The organism is Curtobacterium salicis, from assembly GCF_011759505.1.
GTDB classification, from domain to species: Bacteria; Actinomycetota; Actinomycetes; order Actinomycetales; family Microbacteriaceae; genus Curtobacterium; species Curtobacterium salicis.
The window spans coordinates 49,530-73,418 of the sequence record NZ_JAAOYO010000005.1; the positions used below are offsets into that span (position 1 = coordinate 49,530).

At 71.3% G+C, this 23,889-nt stretch carries 22 protein-coding genes and 2 tRNA genes; 7 read left to right on the forward strand and 17 right to left on the reverse strand.

What is annotated here, in order from left to right:
* Position 1 precedes the first annotated feature (1 nt).
* The 4 genes from pstC to E9228_RS15160 all read right to left on the reverse strand — a co-directional run bounded on the left by pstC (position 2) and on the right by E9228_RS15160 (position 4,379).
* A complete protein-coding gene (gene pstC / locus E9228_RS15145) occupies positions 2 to 979 on the reverse strand; it encodes a phosphate ABC transporter permease subunit PstC (protein ID WP_252728395.1) in 978 nt (325 codons plus the stop codon).
* Positions 980 to 1,475: 496 nt separating this feature from the next.
* A tRNA-Ser gene (locus E9228_RS15150) sits at positions 1,476 to 1,564 on the reverse strand.
* Positions 1,565 to 1,983: 419 nt separating this feature from the next.
* Complete coding sequence (locus E9228_RS15155; RefSeq protein ID WP_166781387.1) at positions 1,984 to 2,679, reverse strand: GntR family transcriptional regulator; 696 nt, start codon at positions 2,677 to 2,679, stop codon at positions 1,984 to 1,986.
* A 224-nt stretch (positions 2,680 to 2,903) separates the two neighbouring features.
* A complete protein-coding gene (locus tag E9228_RS15160; protein WP_166781388.1) occupies positions 2,904 to 4,379 on the reverse strand; it encodes an MFS transporter in 1,476 nt (491 codons plus the stop codon).
* A gap of 168 nt (positions 4,380 to 4,547) precedes the next feature.
* Between E9228_RS15160 and E9228_RS15165 the strand changes: the two genes are divergently transcribed.
* The 3 genes from E9228_RS15165 to E9228_RS15175 all read left to right on the forward strand — a co-directional run bounded on the left by E9228_RS15165 (position 4,548) and on the right by E9228_RS15175 (position 9,369).
* On the forward strand, positions 4,548 to 5,747 hold the full coding sequence (locus E9228_RS15165) for a cobalamin-independent methionine synthase II family protein (RefSeq protein WP_341849911.1): 1,200 nt from the start codon (positions 4,548 to 4,550) through the stop codon (positions 5,745 to 5,747).
* A gap of 113 nt (positions 5,748 to 5,860) precedes the next feature.
* Positions 5,861 to 7,249 carry a MoxR family ATPase gene (locus tag E9228_RS15170; protein ID WP_166781389.1) on the forward strand — a complete coding sequence of 463 codons (1,389 nt, stop codon included), beginning with the start codon at positions 5,861 to 5,863 and terminating at the stop codon, positions 7,247 to 7,249.
* A gap of 62 nt (positions 7,250 to 7,311) precedes the next feature.
* Positions 7,312 to 9,369 carry a VWA domain-containing protein gene (locus tag E9228_RS15175; protein WP_166781390.1) on the forward strand — a complete coding sequence of 686 codons (2,058 nt, stop codon included), beginning with the start codon at positions 7,312 to 7,314 and terminating at the stop codon, positions 9,367 to 9,369.
* A gap of 98 nt (positions 9,370 to 9,467) precedes the next feature.
* Here the strand turns inward: E9228_RS15175 and E9228_RS15180 are convergent, their stop codons facing one another.
* Genes E9228_RS15180 through E9228_RS15190 form a run of 3 tightly spaced genes read right to left on the reverse strand, consistent with a single transcriptional unit; the run spans position 9,468 to position 11,554 of the window.
* Positions 9,468 to 10,271: an SCO1664 family protein gene (locus E9228_RS15180; RefSeq protein ID WP_166781391.1), complete on the reverse strand. Its 804-nt coding sequence runs from the start codon at positions 10,269 to 10,271 to the stop codon at positions 9,468 to 9,470.
* Positions 10,268 to 10,810, reverse strand: a complete 543-nt coding sequence (locus E9228_RS15185; protein WP_166781392.1) for a DUF3090 domain-containing protein — start codon at positions 10,808 to 10,810, stop codon at positions 10,268 to 10,270. The genes E9228_RS15180 and E9228_RS15185 overlap by 4 nt, the downstream gene beginning before the upstream one ends.
* Before the next feature lie 33 nt (positions 10,811 to 10,843).
* Complete coding sequence (locus E9228_RS15190) at positions 10,844 to 11,554, reverse strand: MSMEG_4193 family putative phosphomutase (protein WP_166781393.1); 711 nt, start codon at positions 11,552 to 11,554, stop codon at positions 10,844 to 10,846.
* A gap of 81 nt (positions 11,555 to 11,635) precedes the next feature.
* Here E9228_RS15190 and E9228_RS15195 point away from each other — a divergent pair, with 81 nt between their 5' ends.
* On the forward strand, positions 11,636 to 12,064 hold the full coding sequence (locus tag E9228_RS15195) for a BLUF domain-containing protein (RefSeq protein ID WP_166781394.1): 429 nt from the start codon (positions 11,636 to 11,638) through the stop codon (positions 12,062 to 12,064).
* Positions 12,065 to 12,113: 49 nt separating this feature from the next.
* Positions 12,114 to 13,373 (forward strand): AI-2E family transporter, encoded by a 1,260-nt coding sequence (locus tag E9228_RS15200; protein ID WP_166781395.1) that lies wholly within the window; start codon positions 12,114 to 12,116, stop codon positions 13,371 to 13,373.
* Between the two features lie 87 nt (positions 13,374 to 13,460).
* On the opposite strand, the gene E9228_RS15205 is transcribed toward E9228_RS15200, so the two are convergent.
* Positions 13,461 to 14,096: a ScbR family autoregulator-binding transcription factor gene (locus E9228_RS15205; RefSeq protein WP_166781396.1), complete on the reverse strand. Its 636-nt coding sequence runs from the start codon at positions 14,094 to 14,096 to the stop codon at positions 13,461 to 13,463.
* 188 nt (positions 14,097 to 14,284) lie between these two features.
* Here E9228_RS15205 and E9228_RS15210 point away from each other — a divergent pair, with 188 nt between their 5' ends.
* The gene (locus tag E9228_RS15210; RefSeq protein ID WP_166781397.1) at positions 14,285 to 14,470 is read left to right on the forward strand and encodes a hypothetical protein; all 186 of its coding nucleotides are present in this window, start codon (positions 14,285 to 14,287) and stop codon (positions 14,468 to 14,470) included.
* Between the two features lie 136 nt (positions 14,471 to 14,606).
* Here E9228_RS15210 and E9228_RS15215 read toward each other — a convergent pair whose 3' ends face one another.
* The 5 genes from E9228_RS15215 to serS form a co-directional block, all read right to left on the reverse strand.
* Complete coding sequence (locus tag E9228_RS15215) at positions 14,607 to 15,452, reverse strand: helix-turn-helix transcriptional regulator (protein WP_166781398.1); 846 nt, start codon at positions 15,450 to 15,452, stop codon at positions 14,607 to 14,609.
* Positions 15,449 to 16,216 (reverse strand): SDR family oxidoreductase, encoded by a 768-nt coding sequence (locus E9228_RS15220; RefSeq protein ID WP_166781399.1) that lies wholly within the window; start codon positions 16,214 to 16,216, stop codon positions 15,449 to 15,451. The genes E9228_RS15215 and E9228_RS15220 overlap by 4 nt, the downstream gene beginning before the upstream one ends.
* An 81-nt stretch (positions 16,217 to 16,297) precedes the next feature.
* Positions 16,298 to 16,382, reverse strand: a tRNA-Ser gene (locus E9228_RS15225).
* Between the two features lie 103 nt (positions 16,383 to 16,485).
* Complete coding sequence (locus E9228_RS15230) at positions 16,486 to 17,295, reverse strand: HAD family hydrolase (protein ID WP_341849912.1); 810 nt, start codon at positions 17,293 to 17,295, stop codon at positions 16,486 to 16,488.
* 98 nt (positions 17,296 to 17,393) lie between these two features.
* Complete coding sequence (gene serS, locus E9228_RS15235) at positions 17,394 to 18,665, reverse strand: serine--tRNA ligase (RefSeq protein WP_166781401.1); 1,272 nt, start codon at positions 18,663 to 18,665, stop codon at positions 17,394 to 17,396.
* A 138-nt stretch (positions 18,666 to 18,803) separates the two neighbouring features.
* On the opposite strand from serS, the gene E9228_RS15240 reads away from it, so the two are divergent.
* On the forward strand, positions 18,804 to 19,883 hold the full coding sequence (locus tag E9228_RS15240) for a diacylglycerol/lipid kinase family protein (RefSeq protein ID WP_166781402.1): 1,080 nt from the start codon (positions 18,804 to 18,806) through the stop codon (positions 19,881 to 19,883).
* A 34-nt stretch (positions 19,884 to 19,917) separates the two neighbouring features.
* Here E9228_RS15240 and pheA read toward each other — a convergent pair whose 3' ends face one another.
* Genes pheA through E9228_RS15265 form a run of 4 tightly spaced genes read right to left on the reverse strand, consistent with a single transcriptional unit; the run spans position 19,918 to position 23,887 of the window.
* Entirely contained in the window at positions 19,918 to 20,877 is a 960-nt protein-coding gene (pheA, locus tag E9228_RS15245; protein WP_166781403.1) for a prephenate dehydratase, read from the reverse strand.
* Positions 20,878 to 20,897: 20 nt separating this feature from the next.
* Positions 20,898 to 21,980, reverse strand: coding sequence for a GNAT family N-acetyltransferase (locus tag E9228_RS17660; RefSeq protein ID WP_341849913.1), 1,083 nt, complete (start codon positions 21,978 to 21,980; stop codon positions 20,898 to 20,900).
* A 9-nt stretch (positions 21,981 to 21,989) separates the two neighbouring features.
* Positions 21,990 to 22,475: a hypothetical protein gene (locus tag E9228_RS15260; RefSeq protein ID WP_166781404.1), complete on the reverse strand. Its 486-nt coding sequence runs from the start codon at positions 22,473 to 22,475 to the stop codon at positions 21,990 to 21,992.
* Entirely contained in the window at positions 22,472 to 23,887 is a 1,416-nt protein-coding gene (locus tag E9228_RS15265) for a molybdopterin-dependent oxidoreductase (RefSeq protein ID WP_208386342.1), read from the reverse strand. The genes E9228_RS15260 and E9228_RS15265 overlap by 4 nt, the downstream gene beginning before the upstream one ends.
* Positions 23,888 to 23,889: the final 2 nt, after the last annotated feature.

Below are 23,889 nucleotides of genomic sequence, written 5' to 3' on the forward strand. Positions count from 1 at the left end.
GCTAGCTGCTCGCTCCCGATCGTGACCGGGCGACGACCGCGGACGCGGCGAAGTTGATGCAGAGCGTCATCAGGAAGAGCGTCAGTCCGGCAGCCATCAGGGCCGACATCCCGAACGGGGTCGCGTCGCCGTACCGCAGGGCGATGAGCGACGAGACGGAGCTGGCGCCGGCCTGCAGGATGTGCGGCTGGATGGCGAACACCGGCGAGATGATCATGTAGACCGCGATGGTCTCCCCCAGTGCCCGGCCGAGGCCGAGCATCGTCCCGCCGATGATCCCGCCGCGGCCGAAGGGCAGGACGACCGAGCGGATCATCCCCCACCGCGTGGAGCCGAGGGCGAGCGCACCCTCCCGTTCCCCGAGCGGCGCCTGCGAGAAGACCTCGCGCATGATCGAGGTGACGATCGGGGTGATCATCAGCCCGACGACGATGCCGGCGATGAAGGTCGAGGCGGTGTAGACCGTCGAGGACGCCAACGGGTCGTCGAGGTCGATGCCGTCGACGCGGAACAGCGGGATCCACCCGAACCACTCCGAGATCCAGCGGGACACCGGGGTGATCTGACCCTGCAGGAAGAAGAAGCCCCAGAGCCCGTAGACCACGCTCGGGATCGCGGCCATCAGGTCGACGAGTCCGATGAAGAACGACCGCACCCGGCCCGGTGCGTACTCGGTGATGTAGAGCGCCGTGCCGAGGGAGAGCGGGAGAGCCAGGGCGATCGCGACGGCGGCGATGAGGACCGTGCCGACGAGGACGGCCGCGATGCCGAAGCGGTGCGCGTCGGGGTCCCAGGCCTGGGTCGTGAGGAAGCTGAAGCCCGCGACCCGGAGTGCCTCGGAGGCGCGGAAGGCCAGGAAGAGACCGACCATCGACATGATCGTCAGGACCGCGACGCCGCCGGCTCGGGCGACGAGCCGGAACCGGACGTCCGAGGGGTCCCGCACGACCGTGAGGAGGCGGGGCGAATCTGTGGACAACGTGATCCTTCGGGAGTTCCAGGCAGCGACTCGATGCGACCGGCGGAGCGCTGCGCTCCTGTTCGGCGGCATCACAGTGGCAGTCGCACGGCGAACCTGAGCCCCCTCGCCGGCGACCGGCTCGTGGCCCGAAAGTGAACATCAGGCGATTCCAAGCGGATTCTGCGGAATCTCGGATGCACCAGTCCCCGGATCGGGGGGCAGGATCCGTCCCCCGGGGTACAGGTGGACGGAGGGCCTCCGCCCGCGACTCGGTCGGGAATTCCCCGATCAGGCCCGGAAATGGTTCAACGCGCTAACCAGTTGCCGGGCGGCGAGACTGGGTCCCGGCCGGGAGCGCGGAGCCCGATCCGCACGCAGGAACCGCGGCGGGAGGCGCGTCGAAGACGACAGGGCCACGGAACGACGGGACCACGGATCGACGGGACCACGGATCGACGGGACCCGGAACGACGAAACCCCGGCCCGCAGGAGCGGTCCGGGGTTTCGATGAGTGCGGAGACGGAGGGATTTGAACCCTCGGTCCCCGAAAGGGGACTCCACCTTAGCAGGGTGGTGCACTCGGCCTGACTATGCGACGTCTCCAGGTGCCTGACGGCACTCCCACAACCATACAGGAGGTCGACCAGACTCTCGACCCGACGCTCGGCCGGCGCCCGGCCCGACGCTGGGCCGGCTCCCGGCCCGACTCCTGCCCGACCCACGGCCCGACCCTCCGCCCGTTCCACCACCCGGCATGCGCCCCCATCTGTCGGTCCCCCGAAGTGGGGACGATGGGGGGTTGCTGATGTGTACCCCGGTGCATAGTCTCATCGTGACGTGGCATCACATTCCAGGGCTCGCGCCCTGTCGCTACGACACAGCAAGCAACAGCACCCAGCACGAACAGCACCCCAGACGTCGCTCCCCGTGGCCTGGGCCTGACGTCCCCGATCGTCAGCGCCCGCCCGGGGAGCGACTTCGTTCGGGGAGCAGTGTCGTTCGGGGTGCGTCTTCGTCCGGGGTCAGGCCGTCTCGGCACTCCGGAAGCGCTCGGGCAGGGCGATCAACAGCTCGGACAACTCGGTCAGCCGCACGGCGCACAGCGCGACGTCGTCCGCCAGCGCGGCCGTCCGCGCCGCCTTCACGACCTGCATCCGCCGGGTCCAGTCCGGCGCGATGTCGATGCCGTTCGCCCGCGCGATGTCGTCCGTGTGGAAGACGTCGAGCACGATCTGCTGCGACCGCAACCAGTCCGCGCTCACCGGGGCTCCGGATCGCCGGAGCACCCAGACGGCGAGCTCCACGAACGCCCCCGCCTCGGACAGGCAGTCACGGAGCGCCGCGGGGTCGAAGGGTTCGTCGCTGCGCGCACAGCTCGTCGGCGGGTCGACGAGCATGGACTGCGCGATCCGGGTGCGTTCGACCATCTGCCCGACCGTCCACGGGGCGATCACGACGCCGACGTACCGCTGCACGATGACGAGTCGGAGGGCTTCGAGCGGGACGAGGGCTTCGCGCACCGGGGTCCGCGAGACGCGCATGTCGTCGGCCAGGGCATCGAGCCGGAGGCGCTGGCCGCGGCGGTAGTCCCCGCGGAGGATCTTCCGCAGCATCCGTTCGAACACCGCGTCGCGCAGCAGGTTCCGCGGTACCGCGAGCGGGTCGGCGGTGTCGGCGACGCTGGTCGGTTCGCGATCGACGCCCAGGAGTCCGGTCATCACGTCACCGTCCCGCACGGCGGCTCCTGCGGCGAGGCACCCCGCCCGGCTCGTGGACAACCGGAGCGGCTCGTCTCCTGTGCAGGGCGGGGTGCCACCCGCGGCGATCGAGACGTGGCGGGACTGTGCTGTCGTTCATCGGATCCTCCGTGACCACGGCCCACTCGACGGGGCCGTGGTCACGAGGATCACAGGACGCGACCGCAGCCGCTAAACATGTTGCATCAGGAGTTTCGCCGGCTGTCGGCGCTGTCCTTGCCGGTCAGCACCGACAGGGGCTGCGTGATGTCCTCGAGCCCCTTCCGGGCAGCGTCCACCCCGAACACCAACGCGACCACCCCGCCGATGATCATCACCGCCGACCCGAGCAGGTACCCCCAGAAGAGCGGTTCACGGTCCGAACCGTCGCCGATGAAAGCGCCGTAGATGAGCGGTGCGACCGCGCCGAAGACCTGCGCCAGCGCGAAGAAGTACGAGATCGCCTGCGACCGCAGCTCGAGCGGGAAGATCTCGCTGACGGTCAGGTACGCGCTCGACGCCCCGGCCGAGGCGAAGAAGAACGAGATGCACCAGAACACGACCTGGACACCGGCGCTGATCGCGTCCGCGCGGAACAGGAACGCCGACGTCGCGAGCACGAGCCCGGACACCAGGTAGGTCAGGAAGATCATCTGCCGCCGACCCCAGGTGTCGAAGAACCGGCCCAGGATGATCGGGCCGAGCAGGTTGCCGATCGCGAACGGGAAGAAGTAGACCGACGTCTCCGCGGTCTTCAGCCCGAAGAAGTTCGTGAGGACCAGCGCGTAGGTGAAGAAGATCGCGTTGTAGAGGAACGCCTGCGTGATCATCATCGTCGCGCCGACCAGCGTGCGGGTCGGGTACTGCTTGAGCAGCACGCGGGCGATCGTCAGGAACCCGACGTTGTCCATCGGGGTGACGGTCAGCGCCTTCGACCGCGGGACCTCCTCGAGCTTCCGGCCGGACTCCTTCTCGACCTCGGCCTCGATCCGGGCGACGGTCTCCTCGGCCTCCTGCTCCTTGCCGTGCGTCATCAGCCACCGCGGGCTCTCCGGGATGTGCCGTCGCAGGAAGATGATCGCGATGCCGAGCACCGGGCCGAGGAAGAACCCGATGCGCCACCCGAGGCTCTCGGAGAAGTGCGCGGTGTCGAGCAGGTAGATGTTCGCCGCCGCACCGAGGGCCGCGCCGCCCCAGTAGGTGCCGTTGATCGCGATGTCGACGTGCCCGCGGTACTTCGCCGGGATGAGTTCGTCGATCGCGGAGTTGATCGCCGCGTACTCACCGCCGATGCCGAGACCGGCGACGAAGCGGAACACCGCCAGGAACCAGAAGTCCTGCGCCAGACCGGCCACGCCGGAGCCGATCAGGTAGATCGCGAGCGTCAGGATGAAGAGCTTGCGACGCCCCAACTTGTCGGAGAGCCGCCCGAAGACGAGCGCTCCGACGACCTGACCGACCAGGTAGATGCTGCCGAGGGACGCCACGTCCTGGTTGCTGAGGCCCAGGTCCGCCTTGAACCCGGCGTTCGACACGATCTGGATCTCGAGGCCGTCGAGGATCCACGACACCCCCAGACCGACCACGACGCTCCAGTGGAACCGTGTCCACGGCAGCCGGTCCATCCTCGCGGGGACCAGGCTCGTCACCGATCCGTCTCTCGTTCCGCTGGCGCTCGTCATGCGCATGCTCCTCCCGCGGCGAGCGCCTTCGGCTGCCGCTCGAACGGAACGTACGCCTCAGCCGCCGCTCAGGTTCACGGGCCGCGAGAACCGGCCGAGAACCAGGGCGCGACGGACGGGAGGCGCGTGACGGCCCCGCCACGCGCCTCCCGTCAGTACCGTGGACACGTGCCGCTGCAGAACTCGACCGACCGCATCCTCACCACCCACACGGGGTCGCTCCCCCGCCTCCCGGAGCTGACCGCGCTCCTGGTCGCCCGCGACCAGGGCAAGCCGTTCGACGAGCAGGCGCTGCGCGAGGAGACCGCCGCGGTCCTCGCGCGCACCGTCGATGCGCAGCTCGACGCCGGGATCGACGTCGTCAACGACGGCGAGGTCCCCCGGGTCGGCTTCTCGACGTACATCCGTGAGCGCCTGACCGGCTTCGGCGGGACGGGCCACCGCAAGCCGACCCTGGACTCGGTGAAGTTCCCCGGGTACGCGGCGCTCCAGGCACGTCAGATCGACGAGGGCGCCGAGTTCGCCCGCGTCTGGGACACCCCGGTGGCCCAGGGGCTGCTGCAGTACGACGAGGAACGCGCCGGCATCCGGGAGGACCTCGACGGCTTCGCCCGTGAGCTCGACCGGAACGCCGCTGCCGGACGCACCCCGGCCGGCACGTTCCTGTCGGCGGCGACGCCCGGGATCGTCGCCACGACGCTGCTGCTCGACGACGCGAACCCGCACTACGCCGACCACCGCGAGTACGTCTTCGCCCTGGCCGAGCAGCTCCGCGTCGAGTACGAGGAGATCGTCGCCCGCGGCCACGTGTTGCAGCTCGACGCCCCGGACTTGGCGATGGAACGCGTGATCCACTTCGGCGACGCGTCGCTCGACGAGTTCCTGGCGGCGGTCGACCTGCACGTCGACGCCCTGAACCACGCGCTGCGGAACATCCCGAAGGAACAGACGCGACTGCACGTCTGCTACGGCAACTGGCAGGGCCCGCACCAGGACGACGTTCCCGTCGACGTGCTGCTCCCGCACCTGTACCGCGCCGAGGTCGGGTCCTTCAGCATCCCGTTCGGCAACCCGCGCCATGCGCACGAGTTCCCGGCGTTCCGCGACCTGCCGCTGCCCGACGGCGCGGTCCTGGTGCCCGGGGTGATCGACGTGACGACGAACTACCTGGAGCACCCGCAGCTCGTCGCGAACCGGATCGTCGAGGCGGCGGAGGCCGTGGGCGACCCGACCCGCATCGTCGCCGGCACCGACTGCGGCTTGGCGACGTTCGCCAGCTACGAGTTCGTCGCCGCCGACGTCGCGTGGGCGAAGCTCGGCGCCCTCGTCGAGGGCGCCGAGATCGCGTCCCGCCGCCTGTTCGGGTAGAGCTCCCGCAAAACGCAACGTCGGCGGTGACTCTCAGCGGTATCGCGTTGCGCGCAGCCGCCAAGGTTGCGTTTCGCGGGGTGCCGTCGGTGGGCGGGCGTACCGTGGCGCGCGTGAACCGACCTGCAACCTCCACGGTCGGCGAGCTCCGCGCTGCTGGGCACGTCCAGAAGTCGGTCCGCGCCGAGATCCGCGACAACCTGCTCACCGCCCTCCGCGAGGGCCGCGACCCCTGGCCCGGCCTGCACGGCTTCCAGACCACCGTCATCCCGCAGCTCGAACGTGCCCTGATCGCCGGGCACGACGTCGTCCTGCTCGGAGAGCGCGGCCAGGGCAAGACCCGACTGCTCCGCACCCTGAACGGCCTGATGGACGAGTGGACGCCGGTCATCACCGGCTCCGAACTCGGCGAGCACCCCTACGAACCGATCACCACGGCGAGCATCCGACGTGCCGAGGAGCTCGGCGACGCGCTGCCGATCTCGTGGGTGCACCGCGACGACCGCTACGTCGAGAAGCTCGCGACGCCGGACACCTCCGTCGCCGACCTGATCGGCGACGTCGACCCGATGAAGGTGGCCGAGGGCCGCAGCCTGGGCGACCCGGAGACCATCCACTTCGGTCTCATCCCCCGCGGCCACCGGGGCATCGTCGCGATCAACGAGCTGCCCGACCTGGCCGAGCGCATCCAGGTCGCGATGCTCAACGTGATGGAGGAGCGCGACGTCCAGATCCGTGGCTACGTCCTGCGCCTGCCGCTCGACGTCCTCGTCGTCGCCAGCGCGAACCCCGAGGACTACACGAACCGCGGCCGGATCATCACACCGTTGAAGGACCGCTTCGGCGCCGAGATCCGCACGCACTACCCGATCGAGCTCGCAGACGAGATCGCCGTCATCCGGCAAGAGGCGCAGCTGACCGCCGAGGTGCCGGACGCCCTGATCGAGATCCTCGCCCGCTTCACCCGTGCCCTCCGCGAGTCGAGTGCCGTCGACCAGCGCAGTGGTGTCAGCGCCCGCTTCTCGATCGCCGGCGCCGAGACCGTGTCCGCCGCGGCCGTGCACCGTGCCGCCCGCCAGGGCGAAGTGGACGCCGTCGCCCGACCGATCGACCTCGAGACCGCGGTCGACGTGCTCGGCGGCAAGATCGAGTTCGAGTCCGGGGAAGAGGACCGCGCCGACGAGGTGCTCGAGCACCTGCTCCGCACCGCCACCGCCGAGACCGTGCGCTCGCGCTTCCGCGGGCTCGACTTCGGGGTGCTCGTCGACGCGCTCGAAGGCGGCACGATGGTCACCACCGGCGAACAGGTCAGCGCGCGGGACTTCCTCGCCGGACTGCCCTCGCTCGGCGAGTCCGACCTGTACGACCAGGTGTGCGAGCGCCTCGACGCGACGTCCGACGGCGAGCGTGCCGGTGCGATCGAACTCGCGCTCGAGGGCCTCTTCCTCGCGCGCCGCATCAGCAAGGAGTCCGGCGGGGGCGAAGCAGCGTATGGGATGTGACCCGGTGCACACCGACACCGACACCGACAGCGACACTGACACCGGCACCGACGGGGTGACCCGTGGCTAGCCGCCCGAACCGTCGACTCAGCCGCGACAGCCGGTACGGCAAGTACGACGGCGGCCCGGACCCCCTGGCGCCGCCCGCGGACCTGTCCGAGGCGCTCGACGCCATCGGGCAGGACGTGATGGCCGGCACCTCGCCCGAGCGGGCGATGCGGGAGTTCCTCCGCCGCGGCGGCCGGTCGCAGCGCGGGCTCGACGACCTCGCCCGCCTCGTCGCCGAGAAGCGCCGTGAGCTGACGAGCAAGAACAACCTCGACGGCACCCTGCAGGAGATCAAGCAGCTCCTCGACGAAGCCGTCCTGGCCGAACGCGGGCAGCTCGCCCGCGACACGGCGATGGACGACGGCGACCGTGCGCTGGCCGAACTGCAGCTCGACAGCCTGCCCGCGTCGCCCGCCGCCGCGGTGAGCGAGCTGAACGGCTACGACTGGAAGAGCCCGACGGCCCGTCAGAAGTACGAGCAGATCAAGGACCTGCTCGGCCGCGAGATGCTCGACCAGCGGTTCGCCGGCATGAAACAGGCGCTCGAGAACGCGTCCGACGACGACCGGGCCGCGGTCGCGCAGATGATGCAGGACCTCAACGAGTTGCTCGACGCCCACCGTCGGGGCGAGGACAGCCAGGAACAGTTCGACGAGTTCATGGCGAAGCACGGCGACCAGTTCCCGTCGAACCCGCAGAACATCGACGAGCTGCTCGACGACCTGGCTTCCCGGGCCGCCGCTGCCCAGCGCATGCGGAACTCGATGACGCAGGAGCAGCGCGACGAACTCGACGCCCTGGCCGAGCAGGCGTTCGGCTCTCCCGCGCTCATGGGGGCGCTGTCCCAGCTCGACGAGAACCTCCGTGCCCTCCGGCCCGGCGAGGACTGGGGCGGCTCCGAGGGCATGGACGGCGAGCAGGGACTGGGGCTCGGCGACGGCACCGGGGTCTTCCAGGACATCGCGGACCTCGACGCCCTGGCCGACCAGCTCGCCCAGGTCGGTCCCGGTTCCGAGCTCGACGACCTGGACCTCGACGCCCTGGCACAGCAGCTCGGTGACCAGGCGGCCGTCGACGCACGCACCCTGCAGCAGCTCGAGAAGGCACTGCGGAACTCGGGTGCGATGCAGCGCGGCACGGACGGGCAGCTCCGGCTGACCCCGAAGGCGATGCGGCAGCTGGGCAAGAGCCTGCTCAAGGACGTCGCCGAGCGGATGTCCGGCCGGCAGGGTGCGCGGGACCTCCGCCGTGCCGGTGCCGCCGGGGACCGCTCCGGGTCGACCCGTCCGTGGGAGTTCGGCGACACCGAGCCCTGGGACGTCACCCGCTCGATCACGAACGCCCTCACCCGGACCGCCGGGGACGGACCCCGGACTGGCGCCGGTGTGCGGCTGCAGATCGAGGACGTCGAGGTGCAGGAGACCGAGGCCCGCACCCAGGCCGTCGTCGCCCTGCTCGTCGACACGTCGTTCTCGATGGCGATGGAGGACCGCTGGGTCCCGATGAAACGCACCGCGCTCGCGCTGCACACGCTCATCTCCACCCGGTTCCGCGGCGACGACCTGCAGCTCATCGCGTTCGGCCGCGAAGCCGAGGTGATGGACGTCGAGCAGCTCGTCGGCCTCGACGCCATGTGGGACAAGGGCACGAACCTGCACCACGCCCTGCTCCTGGCGAACCGGCACTTCCGGAAGCACCCGAACGCGCAACCGGTACTGCTCATCGTCACCGACGGCGAGCCGACGTCGCACCTCGAGCCGAACGGGCAGGTGTACTTCAGCTACCCGCCGGACCCGGTGACGATCGCACTGAGCGTCCGCGAACTCGAGAACGCCCACCGGCTGGGCGCGAAGACGACGTTCTTCCGGCTCGGCGACGACCCGGGGCTCGCCCGGTTCGTGGACGGCATGGCCCGCCGCGTCGAGGGCACCGTCACCGCACCGGAGAACGACGACCTCGGGGTCGCGGTGGTCGGGTCGTACCTCGGCGCCCGGCGCGGCTCCGGGTCCGCCTTCGGCGGGGGCCCCGGAGACGACGGCCTGTGGGGCAGCGCCTTCACCCGCTTCAGGTGACGCGGCATCTGACGGACGGGAGGCGCGGACCGGGCCCAGTACGCGCCTCCCGTCCGTCAGAACGGGTGCGTCTGACCGGAAGCGTCAGATCGGATGCGTCAGAAGACCGGCCACGGCACGGCCGGACCGTAGCCGTCCGGCGGCGGGAACGTCGCCACCGCGGCCAGCGCGACGCACCGCCCGCGGAGGGCCGACAGCTCGTCGTCGGTGAGGTGCTCGCGCAGCGCCTCGCCGAGCGGTCCGCGCAGGGCCTCCGACAGCCGCTGGAGGCCGGCGACCTCGTCCTCGCTGAGGGGTTCCCCGATCCACCCCCAGAGCACCGTCCGCAGCTTGTGCTCGACGTGGAAGGTCAGGCCGTGGTCGACGCCGTACCGGTGCCCGTCCGCCATCGCCAGGACGTGTCCACCCTTGCGGTCCGCGTTGTTCGTGACGACGTCGAAGACGGCCATCCGCCGGAGGGCGACCGAGTCCTCGTGCACCAGGGTGACCGCCCGGTCGTCCTCGTCCACGGCGTCGAGCACCTCGCGGACGGTCCCGGCGGCGACGGCGGCCGCGGCGTCCTCGGCGGGGACCAGGTCGACGGCGTCCTGCTCGGGGTCGATGTCCTGCCACCGCTGCACCATGCCTGGACCGAAGGGGCCGTCACCGAGCCAGGTCTCGGGCACCACGTCCCAGCCGAGGGCCTCGGACACCAGGTAGGCGGAGACCTCACGACCGGCGAGCGTGCCGTCGGGGAAGTCCCACAGCGGCTTCTCGCCCTCGATCGGCTTGTAGACGACGTCGTGGCCGTCGAGTCGTGCGAGGAAGGTGGCGTTCGAGGCTTCGCGGATGCGTCCGGTGATCCGGAGCTCTCCGGGGGCGCTGGGGACCGCGGCGCCGGCGGCGTCAGGGCCGGTCGTCATCCGAGCTCGGGGAGCTCAGGGGGGTTCGGTCGTCCGGCAGCGATGACCTCTCGCGTGCGCTCGACGAACGCGCGGGCGCTGCCGACCGGGATCTTGACCTGCAGCAGTTCCGTCGGCTCGGGCATCTCGACGACCGCTTCGACCTCGTCGCCGTCGCCGGTCGACTCGGTGAAGACCTCGAGGTCGTCCTCGATCGGGTACGCCTCGATGACGACCTGCGCGGTGGCCGGGTCGAAGCCGAGGCTCAGTGCGCCGGCACGGAACTCGGGCTCCACGGGCTGGTCGAGCGGGTCGCCGTCGCGCAGCTCGGTGGGTGCGGCGTCCGGCACGCTGAAGCGGTTGTCCTCGACCGTGGCGACCTCGTCGAGGAGTTCGTCGATCTTGTCTGCGAGCACGGCCGACTGTTCCTTCTCGATGGCGACGCTGACGACGCGGCGGCCGTCACGGGCCTGGATGTAGAACGACCGCTCGCCCGGGCGTCCGATCGTGCCGACGACGAGTCTGTCCGGCCAGTCGAAGCCGTGGACGATGGGGGGCATACCCGCATTGTAGGAGCGTGCGGCTCCGACCGTTCAGGGAGTGGCGGACTGCGGCTCGTCGTGCCCCGCGCCGCCGCCCACGACCGCGTCGCCGCTCGGCGCCGCCGCCCGGGCGAGCCACGACAGGTCCCCCGACTCGGTGTTCGTCGCGACGACCTCGGGACGGGCCTCGCCGTAGCGGACGATGGACACCGATGCCGGGCCCACCGAGATGCGCTGGAACAGGTCCAGGTGCATGCCGAGGGCGTCGGCCAGCACCGACTTGATGATGTCGCCGTGGCTCACCGCGACCCACACGGCACCCGCGCCGTGCTCGGCCTCGATCTGCGCGTCCATCCGGCGGATCGCCGCCACGGCGCGGGACTGCATCGTCTGCATCGACTCGCCGCCGGGGAAGACGACCGCGCTCGGGTTCGACTGCACCACGCGCCACAGGGGTTCGGTGGCCAGCTCGCTGATCTTGCGGTTCTGCCAGTCGCCGTAGTCCGCCTCGATGATGCCGCGCTCGACGAACTGCCGGGGGTCGCCCGGTTGGAACGCGGTGATCGCCCGCGCGGTCTGCCGGCAGCGTTCCAGCGGGCTGGAGACGACCGCGGCGAGGGGTACGGCGGCGATGCGCTCGGCCGTCGCGGCGGCCTGTCGCTTCCCGACGGAGTCGAGCGCGACGCCCGCCGTACGGCCTGCGAGGAGTCCGGTCGCGTTCGCGGTGGTGCGTCCGTGCCGGACGAGGAGGACGGTCGCCATGAGGACGATCCTAGGCGCGCGTCGGGGTGCAGATTCCGGACACGATTGTGCCGACACGGACGCGCGAGCGAAGATGCACGGGTGCTGGTCTCCATCGTCTACATGAGCGTCGCGACGCACGAGTTCGGCGAGGACGAGCTCACCGAGATGCTCGCGGGTGCACGGCTGCGGAACGAGGCGCTCGGCGTCTCGGGGCTCCTCGTGGTGAAGAACGGCCGGTTCATGCAGCTGCTCGAGGGTCCGGCGTGGAGCGTCGACGACCGGTTCGCCGCGATCGAACGTGACCCCCGCCACCACACCGTCAGGTCCCTGATCCGCGAGGACATCGAACGTCGCCGGTTCGACGGCTGGTCGATGGCGTACCGCGGCCTCGACGACTCCGACCTGGCGTCCGTCGAGGGGTTCAGCCCCTTCCTGTCCGGCACCCTGGACTTCGCCCCCTCCTTCGACCGCACGAGCGCCGCTTGGCTGCTCAAGTGGTTCCGGGACCGCGACCTCGTCGAGGACTGAACGCACCGAGACCCGGCGCACCGACCTGTGCGTCTGTACCGTCGGCGTCATGCCGTTCTTCCGCTCCTCCGCCGCTGCCCCGCCGACGACGCCACCGACCGAGCCGGTGACCGGCGTGCGCGCTGCCTGGTCGGACTCGTTCGGCCGCCTGTCGACCCGCGCCCTGCAGCTGATCATCCTCATCGTCATCGTCGCGGGGATCGTCTACGCCGGTCAGGTCCTCAGCGTCGTGACGATCCCGGTGCTCCTGGCGCTCATCATCGCCTCGGCCATGCACCCGGTCGTCTCGTGGCTGCGTCGGCACGGCTTCCCCTCGGTCTTCGCGACCCTGACCGTCCTGCTCGGGGTCCTCGTCGTCCTCGGGCTCCTCGGCTACCTCATCGTCGTCGCGGTCGAGAACCAGTGGTCGAGCCTGCAGAAGTCGGCGGTGCAGGGCTTCCAGCAGCTGCAGGACTTCAGCAAGACCCTGCCGTTCGCGATCTCCGACAAGCAGGTCGACGACGCGGTGAAGACCGCCACCGACTTCGTCACGAGCGCCAAGTTCGGCTCCGGTGCCCTCGCCGGGGCGTCCGCGACCGCGAACTTCCTCACCGGCCTGGTGCTGATGATCGTCGTGCTGTTCTTCTTCCTCAAGGACGGGCCCCGCATCTGGGAGTTCCTGCTCCGTCCCTTCACCGGCGCCTCGTACGAGCGCGCCCGTCGCGTCGGTGACCGCGTCGTCTCGACCCTCGGCGGCTACGTCCGCGGCACCGCGACCGTCGCCGCGGTCGACGCGATCGGCATCGGCGTCAGCATCACGATCGTCGGCGTCCCCCTCGCGCTGCCGCTGGCGGTCATCGTGTTCATCACGGCGTTCATCCCGATCGTCGGGGCCACCGCGGCCGGGATCCTCGCCGCACTCGTCGCCCTCGTCGCCCTCGGCCCGGTGCAGGCGCTGTTCGTCGTCGGCATCGTCGTCGTCGTCAACCAGCTCGAGGGCAACTTCCTCCAGCCGGTCCTGATGGGCAAGACGCTCCGCCTGCACGGCCTCGTCATCCTGGTCGGCCTGACCGCGGGCACCGTCCTCGCGGGCATCACGGGCGCGATCATCTCGGTGCCGCTCCTCGCCGCAGCCTGGGGTGCCATCAAGGTCTGGGACGGCCCGGACCTCGCCGCCGAGCCGTGGCGGCAGAAGCGTTCCGAGGACGTCGAGCACCACGAGCGCGAGAACAAGCGGGCCAAGCGCCGCGAGAAGGCGCAGAAGGCCCGCGACAAGCGCCGCGAGGAGCAGGTCAAGGACCGCGCGAAGCGGGTCGCGAAGACCGACTGACGACGACCGGACGGGAGGCCCGGACCAGCCCACCGGGGCCGATCCGGGCCTCCCGTCATGCGTCCCGCACCACGCTGGCGCGGACGGTCAGGCGAAGGCGCGGTCCACGACGGCCAGCAGCCGGTCGCGCTGCGCCGGGACGACGCAGGCGTGCGCGAGGACCCGCCACATCGTCCCGACCGCCGGGAGCAGGTCGACGCGGGCGGCGCGGACGTCGGACACCAGCTGCACGCCGGTGAACCACGGCACGACGGTGGCGCCGAGCGCTTCCGGGGTGACCGTCGGACCGACCTCGCCCGCGGCGACCGCCAGGCGGAAGACGTCCACGACGCTCGCGATCCACTGGTCGTAGAAGGACGACGTCGCCCCGGAGAACACCCGGTTCTCGAGCGACAGACGGATCCCGGCGCGGACGACCGGGTCGTCGAGCAGCAGGCCGGCGATCGTCCGCGAGGCCTCGACCAGCCCGGCCAACGGCGACGGGCCGTCGTAGGTGACCGCCTCGAACGTGCGGGCGTTCTGCTCGTCGATCACGGCGAGCGCGATGGCCTGCTTCGTGCGGAAGTGGAAGTGGATCGCGCCCTGGCTGACCTCGGCGGCCTTGGCGATGCCGGAGATGCTCGCAGCCCCGAAGCCCTGGCGGTCGAACTCGACGGCGGCGGCCTCGAGGATCGCGGTGCGGCGGTCCGGTGTGCGCCCGGCGACCGAGGTCGGCGTGGTCATGGTCGTGGTTCCCCCGTGGTCCGTCGTGCTGGCCGTGCACAGAACGACCCGTACACTCCGGCGACAACGGTACCGCGGTCGACGCGCGGCTTCACGCCCCCGATCTGGTGCCGCGGGCGAGGGACGCGAGCATGCCGGGTCCTCCACAGGCTCGTCGGTCGTCGGTGGGGCGGGACTACCATCGACGCATGCTCCCCCGCCTGCCGATGACTCGTCCGGGCCGGTCGCGCCGCGACGTCGGCAGCGACGGCCTGACCGATGACGAACGCGCCGCTCTCGTGGCCGAGTACCACGCGACGGTCGCGCGGAAGTCGTTGAAGGCCGTCGAGAAGGACGTGATCGATCGCTGGCTCGCCTCGCGTGCAGCCGGATGACCTGACCTGGGTCGGACTCGCCGGAGAACACGTCCCGGCTCTGCAGGGCTTCACCTGCGCTGACCCTCCCCGTGCCAGCTGGAGGATGAGCTTTCGAGCTGAGCCCGCCGTCCGTCGCCGGTGTCCAACGGCTGTGTCAGGGGTGCGGTGATGTCTCGCGGGCGAGGGACGCGAGCATGCCCAGCCGCTCGGCGCTCGCACTGCCCGGGTCGGCGTAGTAGAGCACGAGGAGCAGCCCGTCGACCGGGAACTTGTCGCGGTACAGGTGCAGCTCTCCCGCGACCGGGTGGTCGACGGTCATCGAACCGCCTTCCAGCGCCCGGACGTCCTGCCGTGCCCACAGCTGTCGGAAGCGCCCGCTGGCCAGCGACAGCTCCCCCACGAGTTCGACGACCCGCTGGTCGTGGACCTCGTCGGCGACCGAGTGCCGGAACGCCCCGACGAAGCTCGCGACGGCACGCTCCCAGTCGCGGTGGAACACCCGCTCCTCCGGGTCGAGCAGCAGGGAGCGCAGCCGGTTCTCGCCGACCCGGAGCCGGGGCGAGAACGCGGTCGCCAGGTCGTTCGCCGCGAGGACGTCGAACGCCCGGCCCTCGATGAACGCCGGGACCTCGAGTGCGGCCAGCAGCGCGTGCAGACGGGCCGGGATCCGCTCCACCGTGCGCCGCGGTCGTGCACGGCGGACGGGTTCGGCGAGGTGCTGGAGGTGCGCGCGTTCGACGTCGTCGAGTCGGAGCACCCGGGCGAGCGCATCGAGGACCTGCGGCGACGGGTGGGTGTCCCGCCCTCGCTCCAGGCGCAGGTAGTAGTCGGTGCTGACGCCGGCGAGCATCGCGACCTCTTCACGGCGGAGGCCCGGCACGCGCCGGACCCCGCCGACGGGGAGCCCGACCTGCTCCGGCGTGACGAGTCCACGCCGTGCCTGGAGGTACGCGCCGAGCGGGTTCGTCGGCGTCGCGGTCGGGTCCCCGTCGGATGTCATGCCGCTGCGCCCGACCGTCCGGGCAGCGTCGCGAGAGCCTGTGAGCGCTGGGCGACCATGTCGTCGTACGTTCCGTCGCGTTCTGCCCATCGGTGCATGAGGACACCCTGCACCAGGAGCTCGTGCGGCGTGGGCTCCTGTGCCAGGAGCGCCATCACCTCGGCACCGAAGTCGCCGAGGTCCAGCGCGTTCGGGTTGCTGGCGCCCATCGTGGTGTTCACCGCCGGCGGCACGAGTTCAGCGACGTCGATCCCCGTCCCGGCGAGCTGCGCCCGGAGCGCCTCGGTGTAGGCGTGCACCGCGGCCTTCGTGGCGGCGTACGTTGCCATCAGCGGGAACGGCAGGAAGCCGATACCCGAGCTGACGGTGACGATCGTCCCGCTACTCTGCCGGAGCAGGTGCGGGGTGAACGCGTCGACGACCCGGATCGTGCCGAGCAGGTTGACGTCGACCGTGCGGGCGGCGTCGGCGAAGTGCGCCGGGTCGCGGAGGTCCTCGGGGACGCCGATGCCCGACATCGTGACGACGGTGTCCAGGTCGGGCAGCAGGTCGAGCACGGCGTCGCGTGCGGTGGTGACGGAGTCGTCGTCCGTGACGTCGATCGAGACGGTGCCGAAGCCCTCGGCACCGAGCTGGTCGAGCACGTCGGCGCGACGGCCGCCGATGACGACGCGGCTGCCGGCGTCGCGGAAGCGCCGTGCGAGTTCGAGGCCGATGCCGGAGGTGCCGCCGATGACGGCGACGGAGCGTGTGGTGATGTCCATGCCCTCGACGCTAGGTCGGCGGAGCGCTGTCACCCGGGGCCCTCCGAGGACCCCCGTGGGCGGGAGACCGACCCCCAGGAGCGGAGGGTGTGGGATTCGAACCCACGAGACATCTCTGCCCACCTGTTTTCAAGACAGGCTCCATCGGCCGCTCGGACAACCCTCCGTGACGCGACCACGTGGCGAGACGTGGCCGCGTCCCGTGCAGTCTACCGAGCCTCCCGGCCCGCGCGCAGCCAGTGCCCGCCAGCCGGGACAGCAACCAGCCGTCAGCGCGGCAACGAGTCGAGCGCCGCCGCGAGCCCGTCGTCCATGACGCCGCCCGTCAGCTCGTTGCCCGCGTCGACGACGTCGTCGGGCGCCTGCCCCATGACGACCCCGCGGCCCGAGGTGGACGCCCACCGCAGCATGTCGATGTCGTTGCGTCCGTCGCCGGCCGCGAAGACACGGGAGCGCGGGATGTCGAGCCACTCGCGGATGCGCTCCATGGCGGTCGCCTTGGTGACCCCTTCGGGCGCGATGTCGAGCCACGCGGTCCAGCCGACCGTGTACGAGACCTTGTGCAGGCCCATCTTGTCGACGATGTCCAGGAACTCCTCGAGACCGTGCTCCGGGGAGATCACGACGACGCGGGTGGCCCGGACGCCGAGCAGCCGCTCGAACGCGACGTGGTCGCCGGACGCGGTCATGGTGTCGTCGGGGAAGTCGCCGGAGAGCAGGTAGTGCCCGGTCTCGTCCTCGACCCCGTAGGCCCCGTTCTCGAGTGCGCCGCGGATCGTCTGCAGGACCTCGGTCGGGTCGAACGTCTCGACGTGCACACGCTCGTAGTCGCCGGACTCGGTGCGCTTGAGGGTCAGCGCACCGTTGGCGCAGACCAGGTACTTCGGCTGGATGCCGAGCCGGTCGAGCAGCGGGACGGTCATGCCCTCGCTGCGACCGGTGGAGAGCATGACCTCGTGCCCGGCCGCCTCGGCGTCCAGGACCGCCTGGATGACGGTGTCGGTGACGACTCCGTCCTCGCGCATGGTGGTGCCGTCGATGTCGAGGGCGACGAGCCAGCGCTTGACCCGCGCGGGCACCGCGGTCTCGGCCGCCCCCGAAGCAGAAGCCGACCCCGAAGCCGCATCGAGGCCTGAGCCCGACGCCTCGGAACCGTCGACGAATCCGCGTGAGGAGCTCATCGGGGCTCGATCACCTCGACGCCGCCGAGGTACGGGCGGAGGACCTCGGGGATGACGACCGAGCCGTCCTCCTGCTGGTGGGTCTCGAGGATCGCGACGAGCCAGCGGGTGGTGGCGAGGGTGCCGTTGAGCGTGGCGACCGGGGCGGTCTTGCCGCTCTCGGTGCGGTAGCGGATGTCGAGGCGGCGGGCCTGGAACGTGGTGCAGTTCGACGTCGAGGTGAGCTCGCGGAAGGTGCCCTGCGTCGGGACCCACGCTTCGAGGTCGTACTTGCGCGCGGCGCTCGTGCCGAGGTCCCCGGCGGCGGTCTCGATGACCCGGTAGTGCAGCCCGAGGTCCTGCAGCATGGACTCCTGGTAGGACATCAGCCGCTGGTGCTCGGCGTCGGCCTGGTCCGGGTGGACGTAGGCGAACATCTCGAGCTTGTTGAACTGGTGCACGCGCAGGATGCCGCGGTTGTCGCGCCCCGCGGACCCGGCTTCGCGCCGGTAGCAGGTGGACCAGCCGGCGTAGCGGAGGGCCTGGTCGTCGCCGTCCGGGAACTGCAGGATCTCGTCGGCGTGGTACCCGGCGAGGGCGACCTCGCTGGTGCCGGTGAGGTAGAGGTCGTCGGCTTCGAGACGGTAGACCTCGGCCGCGTGCTCGCCGAGGAAGCCGGTGCCGGCCATCGTCTCCGGGCGCACGAGCGTCGGCGTGATGAGCGGCTCGAACCCGTGCGCGACGGCACGGTCGAGGCCGAGCGACATCAGGGCGATCTCGAGCCGGGCACCCATGCCGCGCAGGAAGTAGAAGCGCGAGCCGGACACCTTGACGCCGCGGGCGATGTCGATGATGCCGAGCGACTCGCCGAGGTCGGCGTGGTCCTTCGGCTCGAAGGAGAACTCCGGCTTGGTGCCGACGGTGCGGAGGGTGACGAAGTCGTCCTCGCCCCCGGCCGGCACGTCGGGCAGGACGACGTTGGGGATCGAGCGCACGACGGAGTTGAAGGTGTCCTCGGCGGCGGTGACCGTGGCCTGGGCCTCCTTCACCTTCGCGGAGAGCGCCTGTGCCTGCTGCACGAGCGCAGCCTTCTCGTCCTTCGGGGCCTTCGCGACGGTCTTGCCGAACGCGTTCTGCTCGGCACGGAGCGCCTCGAACGCGGTGATGGCGCCGCGTCGGGCGGAGTCCGCGGCGACGGCCTGGTCGACGACGTCGACGGAGGCGCCGCGCGCCGCCTGCGAGGCCTTGATGAGGTCCGGTTCGTCGCGCAACAGCTGGGGGTCGATCACCGGCCCAGCTTAGCGAGCCGCAGATGGCCGCCTGGTGAACCACCGGACGGGAGGCCCGCGGCACGGCCGATCCGCGCCTCCCGCCCGCGCGTGGCCGCGTTCCGGACCGCGCAGCACCTGTTCGGTAGCGTTGTCCGCATGTCGACGCCCTCGGAAGCCACCGCTGTGCCGGAGGACGCCCCCGCCACGGAGCAGCGCACCGCCGCAGTCATCTACAACCCCGTCAAGGTCCACCTGCCGACGCTGAAGCGCACCGTGAACCGGTACCAGCGCGAGGCCGGCTGGGCGGAGACCAAGTGGTACGCCACGAGCGAGGAGGACCCGGGCGGCGGCATGGCCCGCGAGGCCCTCGACGCCGGTGCCGACGTGATCGCGGCAGCGGGTGGCGACGGCACGGTCCGTGCGGTCGCCGAGGTCGTGCACGGATCCGATGCGTCCCTCGCGCTGCTGCCGAGCGGTACCGGCAACCTGCTCGCGCGCAACATCCCGGCGCCGATCGACGACCTGGGTGCGAGCGCGCACACGATCTTCCACGGCGAGGACCGCGCGATCGACTTCGGCACGGTCGGGGTCGAGCGAGAGGACGGCTCGCGTGAGGAGTTCGGCTTCCTGGTGATGGCGGGCCTGGGCCTCGACGCCCGCATGCTCGCGAACACGAACGACGACCTGAAGAAGAAGGTCGGCTGGCTGGCGTACGTCGACTCGCTGGTCCGGTCACTGCGGGACGCGAGCGCCTTCGAGTTCCGGTACCGCCTGGACGGCGGCTCCAACCGCTCGGTGCGCGCGCACTCGCTGATCGTCGGGAACTGCGGGATGCTGCAGGCCGGCGCGACGCTGCTGCCCGACGCCGAGATCGACGACGGCGTCTTCGACATCGTCGTGATGCGTCCGCGCGGGTTCTTCGGCTGGGTCCGGATCGCGGCGCGGGTGTTCTGGGAGAACGCGATCCTGCGCTCGTTCCGTCGCTCGGCGCTCGGCAACACCGAGATCGGCCAGCGCATCGTCTCGAAGGCGCGCGACGAGCGGCCGCTGCGCTACCTGCGCGGCGAGGAGTTCACGGCGCGCCTGGAGCGGCCGGACGAGTTCGAGATCGACGGGGACCCGGTGGGCGAGGTCGTCGCGTTCCGCGCACGGATCGACCCGGGTGGGTTGACCGTTCGCGTCGCCGGTCCCGAGGACCAGACGCGGGCGACCCGCCGCCGGACGCCGCGTTCGTGACGGAGGTGCCGGACGGCGGACCGGGCCGGGAGGCTCAGCTCGCGTCCGGCTCGCCGCGCACGATCGCGCGCAACCAGTCGCGGGCCTCGACGAACGCCTGGTCCGAGTAGCGGGGTGAGACCTCGGCGCGGACGCCGTCCGCCCGGGGGTACGACCCGAGGAAGGTCACGCGCGGGCTGAAGCGTCGGAGCCCGAGCAGCGCGTCCGCGACCCGCTCGTCACGCACGTGACCGTCGAGGTCGATGACGAACCGGTAGCGACCGAGTTCGTCGCCGATCGGTCGGGACGACAGCAGTCCCATGTTGATGCCACGGGTGGCGAACTGCTCGAGCATGTCGACCAGGGCGCCGGGGTGCTCGTTCGGCAGTTCGACCACGACGCTCGTCTTGTCCGAGCCGGTGCGTTCGGGGATCGCGAGGGTCTTCGACACGAGCACGAACCGGGTGACGGCGCTGGCGTTCTCGCCGATGGAGTCCGCCAGCACGGCCAGGTCGTAGTGGTCGGTGATGCCGGGCGGGGCGACGGCGGCGTCCGCGACGGAGTGGTCCGCGAGCAGTTCGGCCGCCGCGGCGACGTTCGACGAGGCGGGGATGTGCCCGTGCCCGCGGACGTTCGTCTCGAGCCACCGGTGCGTCTGCGCGTACGCGACGGGGTGCGCGTTGACGGTGCGGACGTCGGCGAGCGTGGTGCCGTGCCGTGCGACGAGGACGAAGTCGACGGGGACCAGGTACTCGCCCACGATCCGCACGCCGGGGATCCGGGCCAGGGCGTCCTGCGTGGCGCTGACCCCGCCGTCGACGCTGTTCTCGATGGCGATGACGGCCCCGACGGAGCGACCGGTGACGACGTCGTCCAGGGCCTCGCCGACGTTGTTGACGCTGCGCCAGGGCTTGCCGGCCGCGGCCTCGACGAGCTTGAGTGCCGCCTCGGTGAAGGTGCCGGCCGGTCCGAGGTAGCTGTACGTCTCGGAGGGGTGGTCGGCGGCATGGCTCATACCGACGAGCCTAGCGGCGCTCAGAAGACGAGCTGCATGGTGTCGGAGTCGCCGTTCCGTCCGACCGTACGGAAGCCCGCGCGCTCGTAGAGGATCCGGGCGCCGGTGTTGCCGTCCTCGACACTGAGGCTGATCCCGGGCCACCCTGCGGCACGTCCGGCGGCCACGAGCCGGGTGAGCAGCGCCGACCCGACGCCCCGTCCGCGGGCGCGGGCGTCGACGGCGAGGGTGAGTTCGGGGACGTCCTCGGCGACGAAGCCGTAGCCGGGGTCGCTCGCGGGCAGGTGCACGGCCCAGGCGACACCGAGCGGCCCGTCGTCGTCGGACGCCACCACACCGATGTCGGCAGCGCGCTCGTCGGCACGGTCGGCGGGGCGGTCGTCCGTGGGCCGGTCCGGGTCGAAGGCCCGGAAGTAGTGCGCGAACTCGGGCCGGTCGAGGTCGGCGTCGGTGAAGCGGCCGGCGGACCAGTTCATCGCGTCGAGGCTCGCCCGTCGGAGCAGGGGCAGGTCGTCCGCGGTCGCGGGCCGGTAGGTGGTGCCGTCGACGACGTCCGGGAAGGAGTCGTCGCCGGTGCCGGTCAGGCGGGCCTCGCAGATCGTGGGCTCGTCCTCCGGCATCTTCGCGACGGCCGCGAACCGCCCCTCGGGGTCGACCCGACCGAGGAGCACGCGGGAGATGCCGTCGAGCTCGGCGACCTGCTCGTCCGTGAGCGCGTCGATGACCAGACGTCGAGCGGTGCGGACGTGGTCGGGGGCCGCGGCGACGATGTGGTCGAACCCGGCGTCGGTGAGCCGGACGTCGGTCGCCCGCCGGTCCTCGGTGGACGGGCACCGGCTGACGAGCCCGCGCTTCTCGAGCCGGGACACGACGTGCGACAGGCGCGGCAGCGAGGCGTTGGTGGCCGAGGCGAGCACCGACATCCGGAGGGTCCGGCACTCGGTCTCCGACAGCATCGCGATGACCATGTAGTCGAAGAGCGTCAGGTCGGCGTCGCGCTGCAGCTGGTGGTCGAGCGCTGCCGGCAGCAGTTCCATGACGGCGAGGAACCCCATCCACGCGCGCAGCTGCTCGCGGGAGAGCCAGGGGACGTCGTCGGTCATGTCCTCATCCTAGGGAGAGGTTGTCGCTGCAACCACAGCTTCGTCCGACCGACGCCGAGCCGTGACCACCCCGACGACGAGGGCGACGACCACCACGGCGACCAGGACCCCTTCGACCACGAGCAGCCGCGTCGTGTAGTCGAACGGCAGCACGGTGTCGTTCTTCGTCCCGTGGGCCTTCGCGGCGATCTCCGGCAGGACCACCAGGGCCAGGACGCTGCCGAGGACGACGGCCGCCTGCACGACGACGAGCACCCCCGTGCGGAGGGACCGTCCGGCACGCCGGAGCCCCATGCCGACGGCCAGGACGAACGGCGACAGGATCGCGTCGTGCAGCACGACCGCACCGAGGAGCCAGGTCGCCAGTCCGCCGATCCGGTTCGGACGGACGCTGGTCACGAGGACCCAGGCCCCGAACGCCAGGACGAGCACGCCCAGGACGACGAGCACGATGCGGGCCGTGCGGACCCGGTTGTCGGCGACTGCGGTGCTCATGCGATGACCTCGATGCGTTCGATCCACTTCGTCTGCAGCACACCCGGACGGCCGGGCGCGATGATCCGGGCCGGGAAACCGTGCTCCAGGTCGAGCTTCTCGCCGTTGAGCTCGAGGGCGATGAGCGTCGTCGGGTCGGCGGTGTACTCGGGCCCCATGTCCATGATCCGGTAGCCGCCGTGCCGCTCCAGGCTCGTCACCCGGACGTGCACGTGCGGGTCGGCCTGGACCGCGGCCAGGAGGTCACGCATCCGGACCCCCTTCCACGTGGCCATCTGGCTCCAGCCCTCGACGCAGGAGATCGGCAGGCGCGCCTCGGTCTGACCGAGGGCGATCAGCTCGGCGCGCGAGAACGTCCTGCTGACCGAGGGCCCCGCGACCGTGAGCACCCAGTCGGCGGCGGTGGCGGTGGCGAGGACGCCGGCCGCGCGGGCCGTGCGGTTCACCGGCAGCCCGTTCTGGCCGAGGTGCCGCTGACGGGGACCGAACACGTTGAACGGTTCACCGACGACGGAGGACTGCCCGACCGTCAGGGCGACGACGCCCGCGGTGGCCGCGGTGACGCCGGCGATGAACCCGCGTCGGGCGACACGCTGGCGGCGGCCGTCGGCGGTCGCCGCGATGTCCGTGGGCGGTGCGGCGGGGTCCGTGGCCGGCGCGGCGGCGGCCGGAGCGGCGGCAGCAGCCGGAGCGGCGACGGCCCGCTCGGGTGCCGGGCTCCCGTCGATCCAGCGGTGGAGGCGACCGACGAACCCGCGGGGCGTCGAGGCGGAACCGGCGCGGGCCTCCTGTCCGGCTGGGTCGTCCGGGTCGTGCTGTCCGGCCGGGTCGTTGGGGTCCGGCAACTCGCTGCCCACCGACGGGTCCGCGACGAACCGCCCCTCGGCGTCGAACGAGTCCTGCTTGCGCCAGTACCGCGTGATGACCTGCAGCTTCGTGCCGATGTGGATGAGCAGCGACCCGATGAGGACGTACGCCAGCGCGTTGTGCACCTGGCGGAACGGGAACGGCCACGGGTACCACTGGAAGGTGTTGAGCAGACCGGTGACGACCTGCACGAGCGCCGATGCCACGAACACCGCGATCGACGCACGCTCGAGCAGGTGCAGGACGCTCCGGACCGGCGGGGTCTGCACGAGCGCGGGCATCACGACGTTGAGCTTCGCGAGCAGCAGCGGGATGATCGCGATGCCCGCCGTGATGTGCAGCCCCTGCGTGAACTGGTAGAGCTGCACGGGCCGGGTCGGGAAACGCATCCAGCCGAGGGGCTCCTGCAGCAGGTGGCTGTAGACCCCGGTGAGGAAGCACACCAGGAACGCGATACCGAGCAGGCGACCGGTGGCCACGGCGCCACGGGCGGTGCGGTTCGGGGAGGCCATGGCCTGGCGGGTGTGGCGCATCAGGCGCTGCACCC

Coding starts and splice junctions, on each gene's coding strand:
- E9228_RS15155 (WP_166781387.1), bottom strand. CDS start 2,679: ATGACCGGACTCCTGGGCGTCGATCGCGAACCGACCAGCGTCGCCGAC.
- E9228_RS15160 (WP_166781388.1), bottom strand. CDS start 4,379: ATGACGAGCGCCAGCGGAACGAGAGACGGATCGGTGACGAGCCTGGTC.
- E9228_RS15180 (WP_166781391.1), bottom strand. CDS start 10,271: ATGACGACCGGCCCTGACGCCGCCGGCGCCGCGGTCCCCAGCGCCCCC.
- E9228_RS15185 (WP_166781392.1), bottom strand. CDS start 10,810: ATGCCCCCCATCGTCCACGGCTTCGACTGGCCGGACAGACTCGTCGTC.
- E9228_RS15190 (WP_166781393.1), bottom strand. CDS start 11,554: ATGGCGACCGTCCTCCTCGTCCGGCACGGACGCACCACCGCGAACGCG.
- E9228_RS15200 (WP_166781395.1), top strand. CDS start 12,114: ATGCCGTTCTTCCGCTCCTCCGCCGCTGCCCCGCCGACGACGCCACCG.
- E9228_RS15205 (WP_166781396.1), bottom strand. CDS start 14,096: ATGACCACGCCGACCTCGGTCGCCGGGCGCACACCGGACCGCCGCACC.
- E9228_RS15210 (WP_166781397.1), top strand. CDS start 14,285: ATGCTCCCCCGCCTGCCGATGACTCGTCCGGGCCGGTCGCGCCGCGAC.
- E9228_RS15215 (WP_166781398.1), bottom strand. CDS start 15,452: ATGACATCCGACGGGGACCCGACCGCGACGCCGACGAACCCGCTCGGC.
- E9228_RS15220 (WP_166781399.1), bottom strand. CDS start 16,216: ATGGACATCACCACACGCTCCGTCGCCGTCATCGGCGGCACCTCCGGC.
- E9228_RS15240 (WP_166781402.1), top strand. CDS start 18,804: ATGTCGACGCCCTCGGAAGCCACCGCTGTGCCGGAGGACGCCCCCGCC.
- pheA (WP_166781403.1), bottom strand. CDS start 20,877: ATGAGCCATGCCGCCGACCACCCCTCCGAGACGTACAGCTACCTCGGA.
- E9228_RS17660 (WP_341849913.1), bottom strand. CDS start 21,980: ATGACCGACGACGTCCCCTGGCTCTCCCGCGAGCAGCTGCGCGCGTGG.
- E9228_RS15260 (WP_166781404.1), bottom strand. CDS start 22,475: ATGAGCACCGCAGTCGCCGACAACCGGGTCCGCACGGCCCGCATCGTG.